Annotated in this window: 16 protein-coding genes; 10 read left to right on the top strand and 6 right to left on the bottom strand. The window is 53.7% G+C overall.

Going from position 1 to position 15714, the window contains the following annotated elements; translation table 11 throughout:
- The 3 genes from aroB (at position 1) to IEW52_RS12800 (ending at position 3402) form a co-directional block, all read left to right on the top strand.
- Positions 1-1080 carry a 3-dehydroquinate synthase gene (aroB, locus tag IEW52_RS12810; protein WP_188630475.1) on the top strand — a complete coding sequence of 360 codons (1080 nt, stop codon included), beginning with the start codon at positions 1-3 and terminating at the stop codon, positions 1078-1080.
- The gene (locus IEW52_RS12805; protein ID WP_229667947.1) at positions 1077-2468 is read left to right on the top strand and encodes an AAA family ATPase; all 1392 of its coding nucleotides are present in this window, start codon (positions 1077-1079) and stop codon (positions 2466-2468) included. The genes aroB and IEW52_RS12805 overlap by 4 nt, the downstream gene beginning before the upstream one ends.
- A gap of 61 nt (positions 2469-2529) precedes the next feature.
- A complete protein-coding gene (locus IEW52_RS12800; protein WP_188630474.1) occupies positions 2530-3402 on the top strand; it encodes a Dam family site-specific DNA-(adenine-N6)-methyltransferase in 873 nt (290 codons plus the stop codon).
- Here the strand turns inward: IEW52_RS12800 and IEW52_RS12795 are convergent.
- Complete coding sequence (locus tag IEW52_RS12795; RefSeq protein ID WP_188630473.1) at positions 3365-3541, bottom strand: DUF2970 domain-containing protein; 177 nt, start codon at positions 3539-3541, stop codon at positions 3365-3367. The genes IEW52_RS12800 and IEW52_RS12795 overlap by 38 nt on opposite strands.
- Before the next feature lie 173 nt (positions 3542-3714).
- Here IEW52_RS12795 and rpe point away from each other — a divergent pair, with 173 nt between their 5' ends.
- The 4 genes from rpe to IEW52_RS12775 are packed head-to-tail and all read left to right on the top strand — an operon-like array spanning position 3715 to position 6387.
- A complete protein-coding gene (gene rpe / locus IEW52_RS12790) occupies positions 3715-4389 on the top strand; it encodes a ribulose-phosphate 3-epimerase (RefSeq protein ID WP_188630472.1) in 675 nt (224 codons plus the stop codon).
- Positions 4382-5092, top strand: a complete 711-nt coding sequence (locus IEW52_RS12785) for a phosphoglycolate phosphatase (protein ID WP_188630471.1) — start codon at positions 4382-4384, stop codon at positions 5090-5092. Before rpe ends, IEW52_RS12785 begins: the two co-directional genes overlap by 8 nt.
- The gene (trpS, locus tag IEW52_RS12780) at positions 5085-6116 is read left to right on the top strand and encodes a tryptophan--tRNA ligase (protein WP_188630470.1); all 1032 of its coding nucleotides are present in this window, start codon (positions 5085-5087) and stop codon (positions 6114-6116) included. Before IEW52_RS12785 ends, trpS begins: the two co-directional genes overlap by 8 nt.
- A gap of 58 nt (positions 6117-6174) precedes the next feature.
- A complete protein-coding gene (locus tag IEW52_RS12775; protein ID WP_188630469.1) occupies positions 6175-6387 on the top strand; it encodes a hypothetical protein in 213 nt (70 codons plus the stop codon).
- Positions 6388-6530: 143 nt separating this feature from the next.
- On the opposite strand, the gene maiA is transcribed toward IEW52_RS12775, so the two are convergent.
- From maiA to IEW52_RS12760, 3 genes are read right to left on the bottom strand one after another with little or no spacing between them, the layout of a single operon-like run.
- Entirely contained in the window at positions 6531-7160 is a 630-nt protein-coding gene (maiA, locus tag IEW52_RS12770) for a maleylacetoacetate isomerase (protein ID WP_229667946.1), read from the bottom strand.
- Positions 7157-8152: a fumarylacetoacetate hydrolase family protein gene (locus IEW52_RS12765; protein ID WP_188630468.1), complete on the bottom strand. Its 996-nt coding sequence runs from the start codon at positions 8150-8152 to the stop codon at positions 7157-7159. Before IEW52_RS12765 ends, maiA begins: the two co-directional genes overlap by 4 nt.
- A gap of 36 nt (positions 8153-8188) precedes the next feature.
- The gene (locus IEW52_RS12760; protein ID WP_188630467.1) at positions 8189-9316 is read right to left on the bottom strand and encodes a homogentisate 1,2-dioxygenase; all 1128 of its coding nucleotides are present in this window, start codon (positions 9314-9316) and stop codon (positions 8189-8191) included.
- 384 nt (positions 9317-9700) lie between these two features.
- Between IEW52_RS12760 and IEW52_RS12755 the strand changes: the two genes are divergently transcribed.
- The 3 genes from IEW52_RS12755 (at position 9701) to bfr (IEW52_RS12745) (ending at position 12283) form a co-directional block, all read left to right on the top strand.
- Positions 9701-10891 (top strand): CehA/McbA family metallohydrolase domain-containing protein, encoded by a 1191-nt coding sequence (locus tag IEW52_RS12755; RefSeq protein ID WP_188630466.1) that lies wholly within the window; start codon positions 9701-9703, stop codon positions 10889-10891.
- Between the two features lie 447 nt (positions 10892-11338).
- Entirely contained in the window at positions 11339-11803 is a 465-nt protein-coding gene (gene bfr / locus IEW52_RS12750; RefSeq protein ID WP_188630465.1) for a bacterioferritin, read from the top strand.
- Positions 11804-11815: 12 nt separating this feature from the next.
- The gene (gene bfr / locus IEW52_RS12745; protein WP_188630464.1) at positions 11816-12283 is read left to right on the top strand and encodes a bacterioferritin; all 468 of its coding nucleotides are present in this window, start codon (positions 11816-11818) and stop codon (positions 12281-12283) included.
- A 168-nt stretch (positions 12284-12451) separates the two neighbouring features.
- Here the strand turns inward: bfr (IEW52_RS12745) and IEW52_RS12740 are convergent, their stop codons facing one another.
- Together IEW52_RS12740 and putP are read right to left on the bottom strand one after the other, a co-directional pair.
- Positions 12452-13897 carry a helicase HerA-like domain-containing protein gene (locus IEW52_RS12740; RefSeq protein WP_188630463.1) on the bottom strand — a complete coding sequence of 482 codons (1446 nt, stop codon included), beginning with the start codon at positions 13895-13897 and terminating at the stop codon, positions 12452-12454.
- 82 nt (positions 13898-13979) lie between these two features.
- Complete coding sequence (gene putP / locus IEW52_RS12735) at positions 13980-15473, bottom strand: sodium/proline symporter PutP (RefSeq protein WP_188630462.1); 1494 nt, start codon at positions 15471-15473, stop codon at positions 13980-13982.
- Positions 15474-15714 lie beyond the last annotated feature (241 nt).

The following is a 15714-nucleotide window of genomic DNA, read 5'->3' as shown; positions in this document are numbered from 1 at the left end:
ATGGAAAGGTTAACCGTGAGTCTGGGTGAGCGCAGCTACCCCATTATTATTGCCGAACAACTGCTGATGCAGGGTGAACTGCTACGTGACGCGGTGAAAGGCAGCAAGGTTCTGGTGGTCACCAACGAGGTGGTCGCTCCTTTGTATCTCAATACGCTGCTGGCTGCTCTGGCGCCGCTGCAGGTTGAGTCTTTGGTGCTACCCGATGGCGAGCAGTTTAAAAACCTGGATACCTTTAATCAGGTCATGGGTACTTTGCTGGCGGGTAATCATGGCCGCGACACCACCCTCATTGCCTTGGGTGGCGGCGTTATTGGTGATCTTACCGGCTTTGCAGCGGCCTGTTATCAGCGTGGCGTACCTTTTATTCAGGTGCCGACCACCTTGCTGGCGCAGGTTGACTCATCGGTGGGCGGTAAAACCGCGGTGAACCATCCCCTGGGTAAAAACATGATAGGGGCGTTTTATCAGCCACAACTGGTGCTGATAGACACCCTGTGTTTGCAAACCCTGCCCGAACGTGAGTTTGCTGCCGGCCTGGCTGAAGTCATTAAATACGGCATCATCTGGGACGCGGACTTTTTCAGCTGGCTGGAACAGAACCTGTCGCGCTTGCAACAGTTGGACACCGACGCCCTGAGCTATGCCATTCGTCGTTGCTGCGAAATTAAAGCCGACATGGTGGCCAGTGATGAGCGAGAACACGGCGTGCGCGCCTTGCTTAATCTGGGTCACACCTTTGGCCATGCCATAGAAGCTGAAATGGGTTACGGCAACTGGTTGCACGGTGAAGCCGTTGCCGTGGGCACAGTGCAAGCCTGCTACATGGCCAGGTTGCGTGGCGAGATGTCGGATGCCGATGTTTCTCGCGTCGAAAGCTTGCTGGTCAAGGCGCATTTGCCGGTGCAGGGTCCGGGTTCCATGGCGTTGAGTCAATACTTGCCGCACATGATGCGCGATAAAAAAGTATTGGCGGGTCAGTTGCGTCTGGTCTTGCCCATGGGGATTGGCCGCGCTCAGGTCGTCAGTAATGTGACCGAACAACAGCTGGCTCAGGTGGTGTCGGAATCCACCCCGTGACCCAAGCGGTAAACCTGCCTTTTTCTTCTCAGCAGCAGCTGCTGGCGCGGCTGCTGCACCTTTCCCGCCTTGATACCGATTTTATTCTTCTTACCGGCCCGCAAGGTGCTGGCAAATCTCATTTGGCCAACCAACTGGTTGAGCAATCGACACTGATGCTGCCTGTCGTGCTCGATGCCAAGGCGCTCGACAGCCATACCGACTTTCGGGATGCCTTGTTGAGTCACTGGTTTCCCAATGCCATTTTTGATGCCGAAGATTCCCTCGCCGAGTCCATGGCTCGATTGCTGCCTGGCAGTTTACATAAACGCTTGCTGGTGGTGGACAATAGCGCCTGGTTAACCGATATTTTGCTGCAGGAGCTGGTGCAGTTGTATAGCGCCTTGCCTGCTGCCATTCGTCCTTTTATGCTGCTGTTGGGTAGCGCTGAATGGGCAGAGGAGGTCCGCCAGCAACTGGATGATGTTATGCTGGCCGCGCTGCTGGAAGTGGAAGTGCCGCCGTTAACCCAGGCAGACAAGCAGGACTTATGGCAAGCGCTTAAATTTCAGCCCTCTTTGGATGCCAGCCAGAAGATTCAATATCCTGGTGAGGTGATCGACACAATGGAGCCACAGATGAATACACAAGGTTATCGCCAGCTGTTAGAACAAAAGTCAGTAAAAATACTGGTCACTGTGCTAATCCTGTTGCTGTTACTCATTGTCATCGTCAGTCTGGTCGGTGGTCCCGACGAATCAGATGCCGAGTTGACCCAGCCGCTTAATCAGGAGCTGACCATGCTACCGCCACCGGTACCCCAGGAGGCAACAACGTCAGGGGTAAACTCTGATGTTTTGGCTGACGTGGGCGATACTGATACTGTAGTGCAGGCATGGCCGTCGGAAACCTTGCCCGACACGCCAGTCATTACCGCAAGCGACACCCAGACGCCGGATGACAGTGATAAAGAGCGGGTGGTGATAGAAGATGACGTTGTCACTCAGCTGATGCAACGCGAGTTGCAATCCCAGCAAGCACAGCCGCAAGCACCTGCCGCCAAAGTAGAGCCGTCCAAACCGGCTGCTGCTCAGCCGGCAACCACGGCCAAGGCGAGCGGGGGAACGCTAGACAGTCTGATGCAAAAGTCATCACAGCGTTACACCTTGCAGCTGATGGCCGGCCGCAACAAGGCGGTACTGGAGTCGCTGATCGCCGAGCATAATTTGAGTCCAGCCTGGGTTTACCCGCGCAGTATTAATGGGCAGCCCTGGTTTGTACTGGTGCAGGGTGATTACTTGTCGGCAGGCCAGGCACGCAGTGCCATCAGTGGGCTGGCGTCGGACTTGCAAGCCGCCAAGCCTTGGCCCAAGCCGTTTTCTCAGGTGCAAAAAGAAGCCAAACCATAGCCATGACACCGGCTTACGGTTACAATGCGCGCCCTTTATCGGTTCGGCTTTAATGACCACAATGACTAAAACTCGAGCATTTTTAAAATGGGCCGGTGGTAAATACGGCCTGGTAGAGAGTATTAATCAGCGTTTGCCCGAAGGTCGTGAGTTGGTCGAACCTTTTATGGGCGCGGGATCGGTATTCTTGAATTCCAATTTCGAGTCTTACCTGCTTGCCGACATTAATGCCGATCTGATCCATCTTTATCAGATACTTAAAACCAAGCCTGATCGCTTTATTCGTGAGGCCGCTGGCTTTTTTACTCCAGCCAATAACGATAAAGCCGCCTACTACGACCACAGAGTGGCGTTTAATCAGGAGCGAGATCGCTTTCGGCGCGCCCTGCTGTTTTTGTATCTGAACCGGCATGGCTATAACGGTCTGTGTCGTTATAACAAAAGTGGTGGTTTCAACGTTCCCTTTGGTGCCTATAAAAAACCGTATTTTCCTGAGCGCGAGCTGTGGTTTTTTGCCGAAAAAGCGCAAAAAGCCACCTTTGTCTGTCAGGGTTACGATCAGGTTTTTGCCCAGGCCAGGCCCGATCAGGTTTTCTACTGCGATCCGCCTTATGCGCCCCTGTCGACCACCGCCAGCTTTACCACCTATGCCGCCAACGGGTTTACCCTGGACGACCAGGCCATTCTCGCCCGTCTGGCCCGCGAAACCGCCGCCACTGGTGTGCCGGTGCTGGTCAGCAATCATGATATTCCGCTCACCCGCGAACTGTATCGCGGTGCTGATCTGGAAGTGGTATCCGTGAAGCGCACCATTAGCCGCAATGCCCACAATCGCAAGAAAGTCGATGAGCTGCTGGCCCTCTTTACCGAAGCCAGCCTTCATGAACCTTGCCCGGTTACATCAGCGCCAGTCGCACCACTTGCAGTAAAATAAGCACAAACAATACGATGGCCACCACGCCGATCAGCAAGTAGGGCCAGGGGCTGCCGCTGAACTGTAACTGCCGGTTCTTTTGCGACTGTACACCGAACAAGGCCGCCGCCACCGCCTGTAGCCTGTGTTTCCAGTTCATATTGCCCCCAGATTGCCCAGTTCAATTCAACCAAGTAAAGCACAATGGGAAACAAAGCGATCAGCGTTAAGCGCTAAGTCAATGAATACTATCAATGCCAAGTGACTGCGTTATAGAGAATCGTCGTGGGCTGAGGTAGAATTGAACGGTTTTTTGCGCTTAAGGGAACCCCCATGACCGACTACCTGATTGCCCCCTCTATTTTGTCTGCCGACTTTGCCCGACTGGGCGAAGAAGTAGACAGAGTGCTACAGGCGGGAGCCGACGTAGTGCACTTTGACGTAATGGATAACCATTATGTCCCCAACCTGACCATAGGCCCCATGGTATGCAAGGCCCTGCGCGACTACGGCATTCAGGCGCCCATAGATGTTCACCTGATGGTGAAACCGGTAGACAGCCTGGTACCGCAGTTTGCCGACGCCGGTGCTTCCATTATCACCTTTCATCCGGAAGCCTCCGACCATGTGGATCGCACCCTTAGCCTGATCAAAGAGCAAGGCTGTCAGGCCGGTCTGGTATTCAACCCCGCCACGCCGCTGAGCTATCTCGATTATGTGATGGACAAGGTTGATGTCATCTTGTTGATGTCGGTGAATCCGGGCTTTGGTGGTCAGTCTTTCATTGATGGTACGCTCGACAAGTTGCGTGAAGCCCGCCGCCGTATAGACAACAGCGGCCGTCATATCCGTCTGGAAATTGATGGAGGCGTCAAGGTCGACAATATTCGCGCCATTGCCGAAGCCGGTGCCGATATGTTTGTGGCAGGCTCCGCCATCTTCAATCAGCCCGATTACAAAGCGGTGATCGACCAAATGCGCAGCGAGTTGGCCAACGCCAATGTATAACGGCGACCTGAGTCAGATTGAACTGGTTCAGTTTGATCTGGACGGCACCCTTATCGACAGTATGCCCCAACTATGGCAGGCCGTTAACCAGATGCTGATTGAGTCGGGCCATTCATCGGTAGAAGAACAATCGGTGCGCCACTGGGTGGGTAACGGTGCCGACATGCTGGTGCAAAGAGCCTTGACCCATGCCCTGGGGCAAGCTCCCGTTGCGGCCGAGCAAGAGGCCGCGCGCCTGCTGTTCGACGCCGCCTACGAAGACGTCGCCAGTCATGAAATTCTGCTCTACCCGGGAGTCTCGGACACGCTTCGCCGGTTGCACCAGGCAGGCAAGACGCTGGCCCTGGTGACCAACAAGCCGTCTCGTTTTGTACCGGCTATTTTGGCGGCAACCGGTCTGGAGGAGTATTTTTCCCAGGTATTGGGTGGCGATAGTCTGGCAGAGAAAAAACCTCACCCGGCTCCATTATTGCATGTGTGCGAAACGCTCAATATTAGCCCCGAGCACAGCATTATGGTGGGCGATTCCGAAAATGACGTGCTATCCGCCAAGGCTGCCGGCATGGCCGCAGTCGGCCTGACCTATGGCTATAACTATGGTAAAGATATTGCCGACAGCCAGCCAGACTGGGTAATGAGTGATATAAGCAGCCTGCTTGAGCTACTGCTACCAAATGAACACAAGGAACACCTTAATGGTTGAACAACAGGCCAACGCATCGGCCAAACCAATTGTATTCAGCGGCGCCCAGCCTTCCGGGCAGCTGACTATCGGCAACTACATGGGCGCGCTGCGCCAATGGGTTAAAATGCAGCAGGATTACGACTGCCTGTATTGTATCGTCGACATGCACGCCATTACCGTGCGCCAGGATCCCAAGGCGTTGCGTGCCGCCTGCCTAGACGCCGCGGCCTTGTATATGGCCATTGGCCTGAATCCGGCCGACAGCACTATTTTCATTCAGTCTCACGTGCCAGAGCATGCCGAACTGGCCTGGATTTTGAACTGTTATACCCAGTTTGGCGAACTGTCACGCATGACCCAGTTCAAAGACAAGTCCAGCCGCTATGCCGAAAACATCAACGCCGGTCTCTTTACCTACCCGGCATTGATGGCCGCCGATATTTTGCTGTATCAAACCAGCCAGGTACCTGTGGGCAACGATCAAAAACAGCATCTGGAATTATCTCGAGACGTGGCGTATCGCTTTAACCAGCTGTACGGCGAGGTGTTTACCGTGCCCGAGCCCTTTATACCGGCCGACGGCGCGCGCATCATGAGTCTGCAAGAGCCGACCAAGAAAATGTCCAAGTCGGACGATAACGTGAATAACTTTATCGGCCTGCTGGAAGATCCTAAAGTGATTGGCAAGAAGCTCAAGCGTGCCATGACCGATTCTGAAGATCCACCGGTCGTGCGCTTTGATGTTGAAAACAAACCGGGTGTATCCAATCTGCTTACCCTGATGTCTGGTGCCAGTGGCCGCAGCATCAAAGAGCTGGAGCAGCATTTTGAAGGCAAAATGTACGGACATCTTAAAACCGAAACGGCGGATGCGGTGCTCACCATGCTCGAGCCTATCCAGGCCCGTTTTCACGAGTTGCGAGCCGATGAAGCCGAGCTGGGAAGAATTCTGACGCTGGGCGCCGACAAGGCCCGGGAGAAAGCTGCGCAGACACTTAAAAATGTATATGATGTCATTGGCTTTGTGCCAAGAAGTCGTTAATACTTAAGGGGCCGAGCGGCTCCTTTTTTAAATTACCTATTTGGATTTCTATCTTTTGATGATCGACAAACAACCTCTTGAAGGTGAATTAACCGACAAGTTGTATTGGTTGCGTAAATTTCGCATGGCCAAAAATGACAAAACACTGGAGCTGATGGTTTCCAAGGTAATTGATGACTACCACACTGACACCGCCATTGTTGCTGCCATTTATCTAGCCGAATGCCAACGCGAACGCGAACTCGCTCAAGGTCGCTTCCTCAAAAACTAACGCTGCCCATTCAATCGCCATATTTTTTATCTAATCGACCGTGATGACGCGTCGATCGTTTTTGTGTTGCCGCAAGGCGATTGCACAGCCAACCCCGTGCCTGCATAGATGGTTTTGGCAGTAGCTGCAGGCGCTGCTGAATATTAAGGCATGGCTATTCGAAAGGCGTCAAGTTGGTTACAGGTTTTCTCGATGGCAATCAGTCTGGGGTAGGGCGTCATATCCAGCGTGAATCTGTGGGCGTTGTACAGTTGCGGGATCAAACAAATATCTGCCAGGCCCGGTGTGTTGCCACAGCAAAACGGGGTGTCGCCAGTGCTTAGCTGTTGCTCCAACGGGGTCAGCCCCTGTGTTAGCCAGTGATGATACCAGATCGTTTTTTGCTCTTCACTCACCCCCAGCTCGCCGGTTAAATACTTGAGTACTCTCAGGTTATTGAGTGGGTGAATATCGCAGGCTATTTGCAGCGCCAATGCCCGAGTGCGAGCACGAGCGAAAGGAGTATCAGGCAGCAGGGGCGGTTCGGGATAGCGTTCGTCCAGATACTCGATAATGGCCAGCGACTGACCAATAATACCTTCGCCGTTCCCTTGTTCGTCAATATCCAGGCTGGGCACCAGGCCGGTCGAATTCAGGGCCCGATATTCTGCGCTTTGTTGCATGCCATCCAGCAAGGAGATGGGAATCACCCTATAGGCCAGCTGTTTCAAATTAAGGGCAATACGCACCCGATACGCGGCACTCGAGCGGGCATAATCATACAGTTTCATCATGCCTCCTTTTTTGCTGTATAGCGCATCACTCGTTGATCGATGGCACCAAAAAGTGACTCGCCCTCGGTGTTGAGCATCTCGATGCGCACCCGATCGCCAAACTTCATGAAAGGGGTGCTGGCCTGGCCATCGGCAAGCATCTCCAGCATGCGTCGCTCGGCCAGGCAGCAGGAGCCGGTGCTGCGATCAAGGTTGGACACGGTTCCCGAGCCGATAATGGATCCCGCACACAGGGCGCGGTTGAAGCTGACATGTGCCAGCAATTCGGCAAAGTTAAAGGTCATATCGGTACCGGCATCGGGCTCACCAAACAATGCATCATTCAAATGCACCCGCAGGCGGTGATGCACCTTGCAGTCTTGCCAGGCGTCACCCAGCTCGTCGGGAGTAATGGCCACTGGCGAAAAAGCAGACGCCGGCTTGGACTGAAAAAAACCGAAGCCCTTGCCCAGCTCGCCCGGAATCAAATTGCGCAGCGAGACATCGTTTACCAGCATCAGCAGTTTGATGTGGGGTTCGGCCTGAGCGGCCGTGGTGCCCATGGGCACATCGTCGGTGATAATGGCAATCTCACCTTCAAAGTCGATGCCCCAGCTTTCATCCGCCAGAAGGATATCGTCGCGGGGGCCAATAAAGCCGTCTGACATGCCCTGATACATTAAAGGTTCGGTCCAAAAGCTGGCGGGCATGTCAGCGCCTCTGGCCTTGCGGACCAGTTCGACGTGATTCACATAGGCACTGCCGTCGGCCCATTGATAGGCTCGGGGTAACGGAGAGGCGCAGTCTTCGGCATTAAAGGCAAGGCTGTTGGCGCAATGTCCGTCGTTAAGCTGCCGGTATAACCTTTGTAATGCCGGTTCGGTTTCGGCCCAGTTATCCAGTGCCGCCTGCAGAGTAGGGGCAACATCCCAGGCCTTGACCGCGCGGCTTAAATCCCGGGACACCACCAGCAGCTGTCCATCGCGACCCTGCTTTAAAGACGCTAATTTCATTTTATTCTCCCTAAACTGACACTCGTTGCCATTACGTTAGTCTTTTACCTGCCAGGAATGGACATAATCGGTGTTTTCTACCCCCTCCGGCAGCTCGGCTATTTCCAGTGGGCGGCGGCTATCTATCATCACTGCCACTTCATCGGTTTCACGTCGTTTATTGCTGGCTCCGGCGGCAAAGGCCTTGGGGTGAGGGCCATGGGTAAAGCCACAAGGGTGCAGGGTAATCATGCCGGCTTCTATGTTATCGCGGCTGAAAAAGTTGCCTTTGTGATAAAAAATCACTTCATCGAAGTCGTTGTTATTGTGATAGAAGGGCACCTTGAGTGCGCCGGGATCCGACTCTATTGGCCGCGGCACGAAGCTGCAGATCACAAAGCCATTAGCCACAAAGGTGGTATGGGCAGAAGGGGGCAAGTGGTAACGATGACTCATCAGTGGCCGAATATCACGCCAGTTCAGCTTTAAGACCGTCAGGTTACCGGTCCAGCCTTGAGCATCCAGTGGATTAAACGGGAAAGTAATGCAGTTCATTTGCTCGCGTGCCTTGAGCATCACCCGCCAGCTGCCAGGCTGCTGCTGACTCTTGAACGCGTCATCGATGTGCGGATATTCAATAATGGCCGGATCAAATACCGCATGCGGGCCCACCAAGCCACGCTCTGCATTCATGTAAGATCCATCGGTGGCTTCAATCATCAATATGGTCACGGGCTCATCCAGCTCCAGCCGCCAGCTGGTTGAGCGAGGCAGAATAATATAGTCGCCATCGCGAAAACTCATGTGCCCATAATCGCAATACAGGTGACCACTGCCCTGGTGAATAAACAGGCATTCATCCCCATCGCCATTGCGTACCAGATGATCCATGGATTGTTGCGCTTTCCAGATGCGTACTTTCACATCGGCATTGTGCAGCAGGGGGCTGGCATCCCAGGGGCTATTCCCTGGCGGCTTGAGTAAGTTGGTATCGAATGCTCGTGGTCGTAGCGGCCCTTCCCAGTCGCTCCAGCCGGTAGGAGCATGGCGGTGATACATATGGGTAGCCGGGCCAAAAAAACCTTCTTTGCCAATCTCTCGTTCAACTGTGCCTTCGGGCAAATCGCAATGAGCCTGGCGAGAGGTCTTGCCTTCGCGAAGTGGAAACTGAAACCAGTGACGCATGAGTTGTTTCTCCTTGCATACTTGTCAGTAAACGGCGCTAACAGCGGATGCTAATAGGATAGCAATCGAGAGACATTGTTGCGTCATAGCCATTTATTTGACTGAAAATTGAGCATTAACGACTCAATTCGTCGTGCAAAGCACAGTGTGGAATTTGTAATGCTTTTTTTGTCGTCAGAGCCGGTGTTGCCGGATTTAGCAGCTAAAGCAGCTTCTACATTCGTGCGGTATGTTGGCCGCGCGGCGTTGCTTTGGTCCTTCGGCCCTTCATCCAACATTAAGCATTAAAAATTCAACATTGCCGTTTTCGGCTAAGCTTGAGTTCTGGTTAATACCTGTCAGAATTCTGGTATCAACGTCGTCTTTTTAATCAGGGTTTTTAACATGCGCTTTTATAAAACGGGCCTTAGCTTGCTGGCCGCAGTGGTGTTGTCTGCTTGTTCGTCCAACACCGCACAAATTCCCGCCAAAATTGAAGTGGCGCATGGTCCCACCCATATCACGGGCGGCAATGCCAAGGGGGCGGATGATATTACCGTCACCACACCGTATTTCGCCTTTGCCCTGTCGCAAGGCGAGCTGGTGGATCTGGCAATGATGGAAGACGGCGTATTTGGCAAAGATTTGATCAAGTCGGTGGATTTTGTCCCTGGTGAAGGAAAAGTCACTCTGGAGAAAATCGAGATTGTTACGCAAACCGCCGACGAACTGGTGATTGAGCTTACCCGCAGCTGGAACGGACACCGTCTGTTAAGCCGTTATCAGGTCAATAAAGATTATCCGGGTATCAAGCTCACGACCAAGGTGTTGGATCCGGTAACAGACACCCTGTTTGCCGGTTATCGACTGGAGCGTAACCAGCCCATTAATCAGGACGTGCCCAGCTATAATGACATGACCCGCATGGTGCACAGCCATTGGACCTCGGGCCAGTTGCAGAACAACCTCAGCACGTTATATGAAACCGACGATCTGCGCCGCTCCTATTCGGGTAAAGACAACGAGTTTACCGCCTGGCTGAGCGCCGGGTCACTGGGGCGCCTGCATTCCGACACCCAGCTGTATACCACCGCCAGCCCACAGGCCGAACTGGGGTTGTTTGATCTTAAACCTGTCAGCGGCAACTTTGAAAATTACCTGTCGGTGATGCGTCAGCGCTGGAGCAGAGGTGAGCGGGTTTACTTGAACGCCGGTCCCATGTTGAAAGATGCCAGGCAAAACAGTGGTAAAATATACGCCTATACCCCCAAGGGGCGTATTACCGCCGACTTCGCGCGTGCCGCTGCCCTTGGTCACAGCTTTGTCAGTTTTGGCCCCGAGGTCTATCCCATTACCACCAACTTTGGTGGTGAAGCCACGCCCTATAACAAAACCGAAGTAGAGTTTCGCTCCGATATTGGTTTGGCCAAAGCCGAAGTCTGGTTGGACGGCAAACAAGTCGCAGGTTGGAAAATCAACGGCGCCAAGTGGTTCAGAACCGGCGTACCCGTTCCCCCCAAGCGCACCTGGATGCAGTGGGTAGTGGAAGACAAGCAAGGCAACCGAGCCTACTCCAATCCCATCTGGATTAAATGATAGAAACAAAGCCGCGGATTCCGCGGCTTTTCTGTAGAGGCCTGCTGTAGGCGCTGCGACCGCTGCGCAATGCCGCAAAGCGGCATTTGTGCTCCAATGTTTCATATTTCACCGTATTACCTGAACCTGCGCACAATATTTGGTGGCCGGGGGGTACCTGTGCATCAGATCCGGCGTTGCCGGATTTAGCAGCTAAAGCAGCTACTACATTCGAGCTGTATGTTGGCCTCGGCGTTGCTGTAGCAACTATGTGGTGCACAGCGCCACGGTTTTGTTTCTGTTTAGTTGAACGCCGAAAGCTTATGGCAGATAGCTGCACTTACTAATTCAATTCATTCTCATTGCGACTACGTTAACCAAGTAAAATCAATAACTTATGTTTGATTTCGGTTTGTAAAAAAAGTGATTTGCGGCTATGCTTATGGCCATTATTCAGAGGAGGACGTTATGAAAGGCGATAAAAAAGTCATTGAGTACCTGAATCAGGTGCTGAGCATAGAGCTCACCTCCATCAATCAGTATTTTTTGCACGCCCGCATGTTTAAAAACTGGGGGCTGAATCAGTTGGACGAGCGCGAATACAAAAAATCCATAAAAGACATGAAACAGGCCGACAAGATCATCGAACGCGTCCTGTTTCTGGAAGGACTGCCCAATCTGCAGCACCTTAATCGCCTGCGCATCGGTGAAAACACCGAAGAAATGCTGCAATGTGACAAGCTGCAGGTAGAAGAGCAGTTGCAGGTATTAAAAGATGCTATCGCTTACTGCGAATCGGTGCAGGAATATGTTTCTCGCGAGCTGTTAAGTGATATTGAAGAATATGAAGAAGCCCATCTCGACTGGATTGATACCCAATTAGACCTGATCACCAGCATCGGTCTCGAGAATTATCAACAGTCGCAAATGTAAGGGGAGCCAAACATGAAAGGCAATGCAAAGGTAATAGCGGCGTTAAACGAGCTGCTGGCCGGTGAACTGAGCGCCATGGATCAATACTTTATCCACTCTCGCATGTACGACGATTGGGGATTCAAGAAGCTGTTCGAGCGCATCGATCACGAATTTGAAGATGAAAAGGGTCATGCTTCCCAGCTGATTGAACGCATTCTGTTCCTGGGGGGCACCCCCGACATGGTCACCCGGGTACCGCTGAACATCGGCAAAGACGTACCATCCATGCTCAAAAGCGACCTGGATCTGGAATACAAGGTGATTGACGATCTGCGTAACGTGATGGCTCTGTGCGAGCAGGTGCGCGATTACCAAACCCGTGAGATCCTGCAAGTGTTGCTGGCCGACACCGAAAACGATCACACCTACTGGCTGGAGCAACAGCTGGGTCTTATCAACCGTATTGGTCTACCTAACTACCTGCAATCGCAGATGTAAGGAACAGGCAGCACCAAGCGCCCAGCACCAAGTTCAAAAAAAGCCGCCACCGCGGCTTTTTTTTATATCTGTAGCACCGCGACCAACATACAGCACCACTGTAGACGCGTGCTTTAGCCGCGAAAACCTGCGCAGCAGGTTCTGACGCACGAGTTCAACCCAAGACACTCAACGTCCACCCAGCAGTGAGCCGAGTAGGCCGCGAGCGAGTCGTCTGCCCAGCTGACTGCCGATGCTGCGCAGCGTACTTTTGGCCACGCTTTCCAGCAGCGAGTCTCGTTGACGGCTGGTTTTGGGGGCAGCAGTGGCGGCTGGCGCCGGAGCCGGCTCGGCCACTCGACGAGCCAGCATCTCGAAGGCCGAATCTCTGTCCAGCAAGGCATCATAGCGCCCCGCCAGAGGCGAGGCGTGCAGGCGGGCGGCTTTTTCCTCTGTGCTTAGTGGGCCTATACGGGACTCGGGAGGGCAGATCAGAGTGATTTCCACCTGAGTGGGGCTGCCCTGCTCATCCAGTACCGATACCAGGGCTTCGCCCACGCCCAGTTGAGTGATGGCGTCTTGGGTATCAATGCTCGGGTTGGCGCGAAAGGTACGTGCCGCGGCCCTGACGGCCTGTTCATCACGGGGAGTAAAGGCACGCAGTGCGTGTTGTACCCGGTTACCGAGTTGCCCCAGTACGTTGTCGGGAATATCCAGCGGATTCTGACTGATAAAATAAATACCTACTCCCTTGGAGCGGATCAGCCGTACCAGTTGTTCTATTTTTTCCAGCAAGGCCCTGGGAGCAGAGTCGAACAGCAGATGTGCTTCATCAAAAAAGAACACCAATACCGGTTGGGCTGGATCGCCAACTTCCGGTAAGGTCTCGAACAGCTCACTCAGTAGCCACAGCAGAAAAGTGGAATACAATCTGGGCGTCTGCATCAGTCGGGTGGCGTCGAGAATGCTGACCACGCCCTGGCCGGAAAAGTCTTTTTGCATCATATCGCGTAAATTGAGCGCCGGTTCACCCAAAAAGTGCGCTGTGCCTTGCTGCTCCAGCACCATCAGTCGCCGCTGAATGGCTCCCAGGCTGTTGCTGGGCAAGCTGCCGTATTGCTTGCTCAGGGTCTTGGCATTATCGGCCACCCAGCTCAGCAGGGCGCGCAGATCCTTGAGATCGAGCAGTAACAGGCCTTCATCATCGGCAATACGAAAACAGGCGTAGAGAATGCCGGTTTGCGTGTCGTTGAGATCCAGTATGTTGGCCAACAGCAAGGGGCCCAGTTCCGAGATGGTGGTGCGCACCGGATGGCCCCGCTCGCCAAACAGATCCCAAAACAGGGTGGGCACTGGCTGTGGTCGATAGTCTGTTAGCGCGAGTTGCTCCAACCGCCGGGAGATTTTGCCACCGGGTGCTGCCGCTGCGGCGAGCCCCGACAGATCGCCCTTGATATCGGCCATGAAAACCGGCGTTCCGGCACGAGAAAAACATTCGGCCATCCGCTGCAGTGTCACGGTTTTTCCGGTGCCGGTGGCGCCGGCAATCAGCCCGTGCCGATTAGCCATGGATAGCGCAAGCGTGATTGGTTGGCCTTGATGATTACTGCCAAGGTAAAGAGAAGACTGAGGCATGGCATCGGCTCTTGTAGAATGAACAGGCGAAAGTGTGGTTGATGAGAAGCAAGCAGCCCGGAAGCACCGGGCTGCTTTGCGATTACTTCAGAGTATCCAGACTGTTGCGATAGTGATCGAAGGTTTGGGTGACCGAGGGCTTGGCACCGCCGGTCAGCTTGCTCAGCACAACAATGGCGAGGGTGGCGAAAAGAAAACCGGGTACTATTTCATAAAGATCGAAGATGCCACCGGTCAGTTGTTTCCAGACCACCACGGTAATACCGCCGACCAGTACCCCGGCCAGGGCGCCGTTGCGGTTCATGTTGCGCCAGTACAGGCTGAGCAACAGAGTGGGGCCAAAGGCGGCACCAAAGCCGGCCCAGGCATAAGACACCAGCCCCAGCACGGTACTGTCCGGATTCATCGCCAGCATCAACGCCACCAACGACAGCGCTACCACCGCAAAACGGCCTATGTTGACCAGGCTTCTGGCGCTGGTGTTGGGAAACATCTGCTTGTAGAAATCTTCGGCCAGCGCAGAAGATGACACCAGCAACTGGGAATCGGCCGTACTCATGATGGCGGCCAGAATAGCGGCCAGCAGAATCCCTGCAATCACGGGATGAAACACGGCGTTGACCAGCACCATGAAGATGGTTTCCGCATCGGCCAGCTCACCCCCCAGGTTGTTCTGCACATAGAGCAGCCCGACCAACCCAACCATCACGGCGCCAGCCATTGACAGAAAGCTCCAGGTGACGGCGATACGACGGGCTGTGGTAATGTCTTTGTTACTACGGGTCGCGTTGAAGCGCGCGAGTATATGAGGTTGCCCAAAATAGCCCAGCCCCCAGGCGGCCAGCGAGACAATGGCAATCACAGACAGCGGCTCGCCATCCATGTCGTGCCACAGGCTCAGCAGCTCGGGGTTCAGGTTATTCAGGTCGCTTTCCAGCTGGCCAAAACCGCCTTGCATCGCCGCAATGGGCACTATCAACAGCGCGGCGGCCATCATCAAGCCCTGTACCAGGTCGGTCCAGGATACCGCCAGAAATCCGCCAAACATGGTGTAAGACACTATGCACAAAGTGCCAAGTATCACGGCAATCTGATAATCCAGACCGAATACGGTTTCAAACAGCTTGCCCCCGGCGACCAGGCCGGAGCTGGTGTAGAATAAGAAGAACAACAAGATGACCAGCGCGGAAATAATCTGCAGCAGCTTGGAGTTGTCTTCGAAACGGCGCGACAGGTACTCGGGAATAGTGATGGCGTCATTGACTTCCAGGGTATAGGTGCGCAGCCGCTTGGCACAGAACAACCAGTTGGCCCAGGTACCCAGCAGCAGGCCGCCGGCCAGCCAGAGTGACTGAAGACCGGCGGCATAGGCAAAACCGGGCAGTCCCAGCAGCAACCAGCCACTCATGTCTGATGCTCCGGCAGAGATGGCTGCGGGCCAGGGCCCCAGCGAGCGGCCCCCCAAAAAGTAGTCGGCCGAGTTGGCGGTGCGTTTGTAGGCGTAGTAACCAATGGCCATCATGCCAATCAGATACACGAGAAAGGTGCCGGTAATGACAGCATTAGATTCAACCATCCTTGTTACTCCTGTAAAAATCTTAATCGTTGCCCAATGAGTATCGGCTACTCAGTTGCTCCAAGCATGGTTAAGGTTGAGCGTTTTAACAAACCCATGCCCTATATTTAATGAACAAAAAGGTGAGTATTGCCATGTAAGCAATCACGTATAACGTATGTGGAATTCACTTCCTACTCCCTTTAGCAACATTGAAACTTCAGTCAGTAGCTGATCTTTTCTCCAGGAAATAAAGCTGCGC

Source organism: Oceanisphaera marina (assembly GCF_014643915.1).
GTDB classification, from domain to species: domain Bacteria; phylum Pseudomonadota; class Gammaproteobacteria; order Enterobacterales; family Aeromonadaceae; genus Oceanimonas; species Oceanimonas marina.
This window is presented reverse-complemented; position numbering and strand designations above follow the sequence as displayed.

Bases quoted from the DNA above. Each gene is read 5' to 3' on its own strand.
- aroB (WP_188630475.1), top strand. From the start codon at position 1: ATGGAAAGGTTAACCGTGAGTCTGGGTGAGCGCAGCTACCCCATTATT.
- IEW52_RS12800 (WP_188630474.1), top strand. From the start codon at position 2,530: ATGACTAAAACTCGAGCATTTTTAAAATGGGCCGGTGGTAAATACGGC.
- IEW52_RS12795 (WP_188630473.1), bottom strand. From the start codon at position 3,541: ATGAACTGGAAACACAGGCTACAGGCGGTGGCGGCGGCCTTGTTCGGT.
- rpe (WP_188630472.1), top strand. From the start codon at position 3,715: ATGACCGACTACCTGATTGCCCCCTCTATTTTGTCTGCCGACTTTGCC.
- IEW52_RS12785 (WP_188630471.1), top strand. From the start codon at position 4,382: ATGTATAACGGCGACCTGAGTCAGATTGAACTGGTTCAGTTTGATCTG.
- trpS (WP_188630470.1), top strand. From the start codon at position 5,085: ATGGTTGAACAACAGGCCAACGCATCGGCCAAACCAATTGTATTCAGC.
- IEW52_RS12775 (WP_188630469.1), top strand. From the start codon at position 6,175: ATGATCGACAAACAACCTCTTGAAGGTGAATTAACCGACAAGTTGTAT.
- maiA (WP_229667946.1), bottom strand. From the start codon at position 7,160: ATGATGAAACTGTATGATTATGCCCGCTCGAGTGCCGCGTATCGGGTG.
- IEW52_RS12765 (WP_188630468.1), bottom strand. From the start codon at position 8,152: ATGAAATTAGCGTCTTTAAAGCAGGGTCGCGATGGACAGCTGCTGGTG.
- IEW52_RS12760 (WP_188630467.1), bottom strand. From the start codon at position 9,316: ATGCGTCACTGGTTTCAGTTTCCACTTCGCGAAGGCAAGACCTCTCGC.
- IEW52_RS12755 (WP_188630466.1), top strand. From the start codon at position 9,701: ATGCGCTTTTATAAAACGGGCCTTAGCTTGCTGGCCGCAGTGGTGTTG.
- bfr (WP_188630465.1), top strand. From the start codon at position 11,339: ATGAAAGGCGATAAAAAAGTCATTGAGTACCTGAATCAGGTGCTGAGC.
- bfr (WP_188630464.1), top strand. From the start codon at position 11,816: ATGAAAGGCAATGCAAAGGTAATAGCGGCGTTAAACGAGCTGCTGGCC.
- IEW52_RS12740 (WP_188630463.1), bottom strand. From the start codon at position 13,897: ATGCCTCAGTCTTCTCTTTACCTTGGCAGTAATCATCAAGGCCAACCA.
- putP (WP_188630462.1), bottom strand. From the start codon at position 15,473: ATGGTTGAATCTAATGCTGTCATTACCGGCACCTTTCTCGTGTATCTG.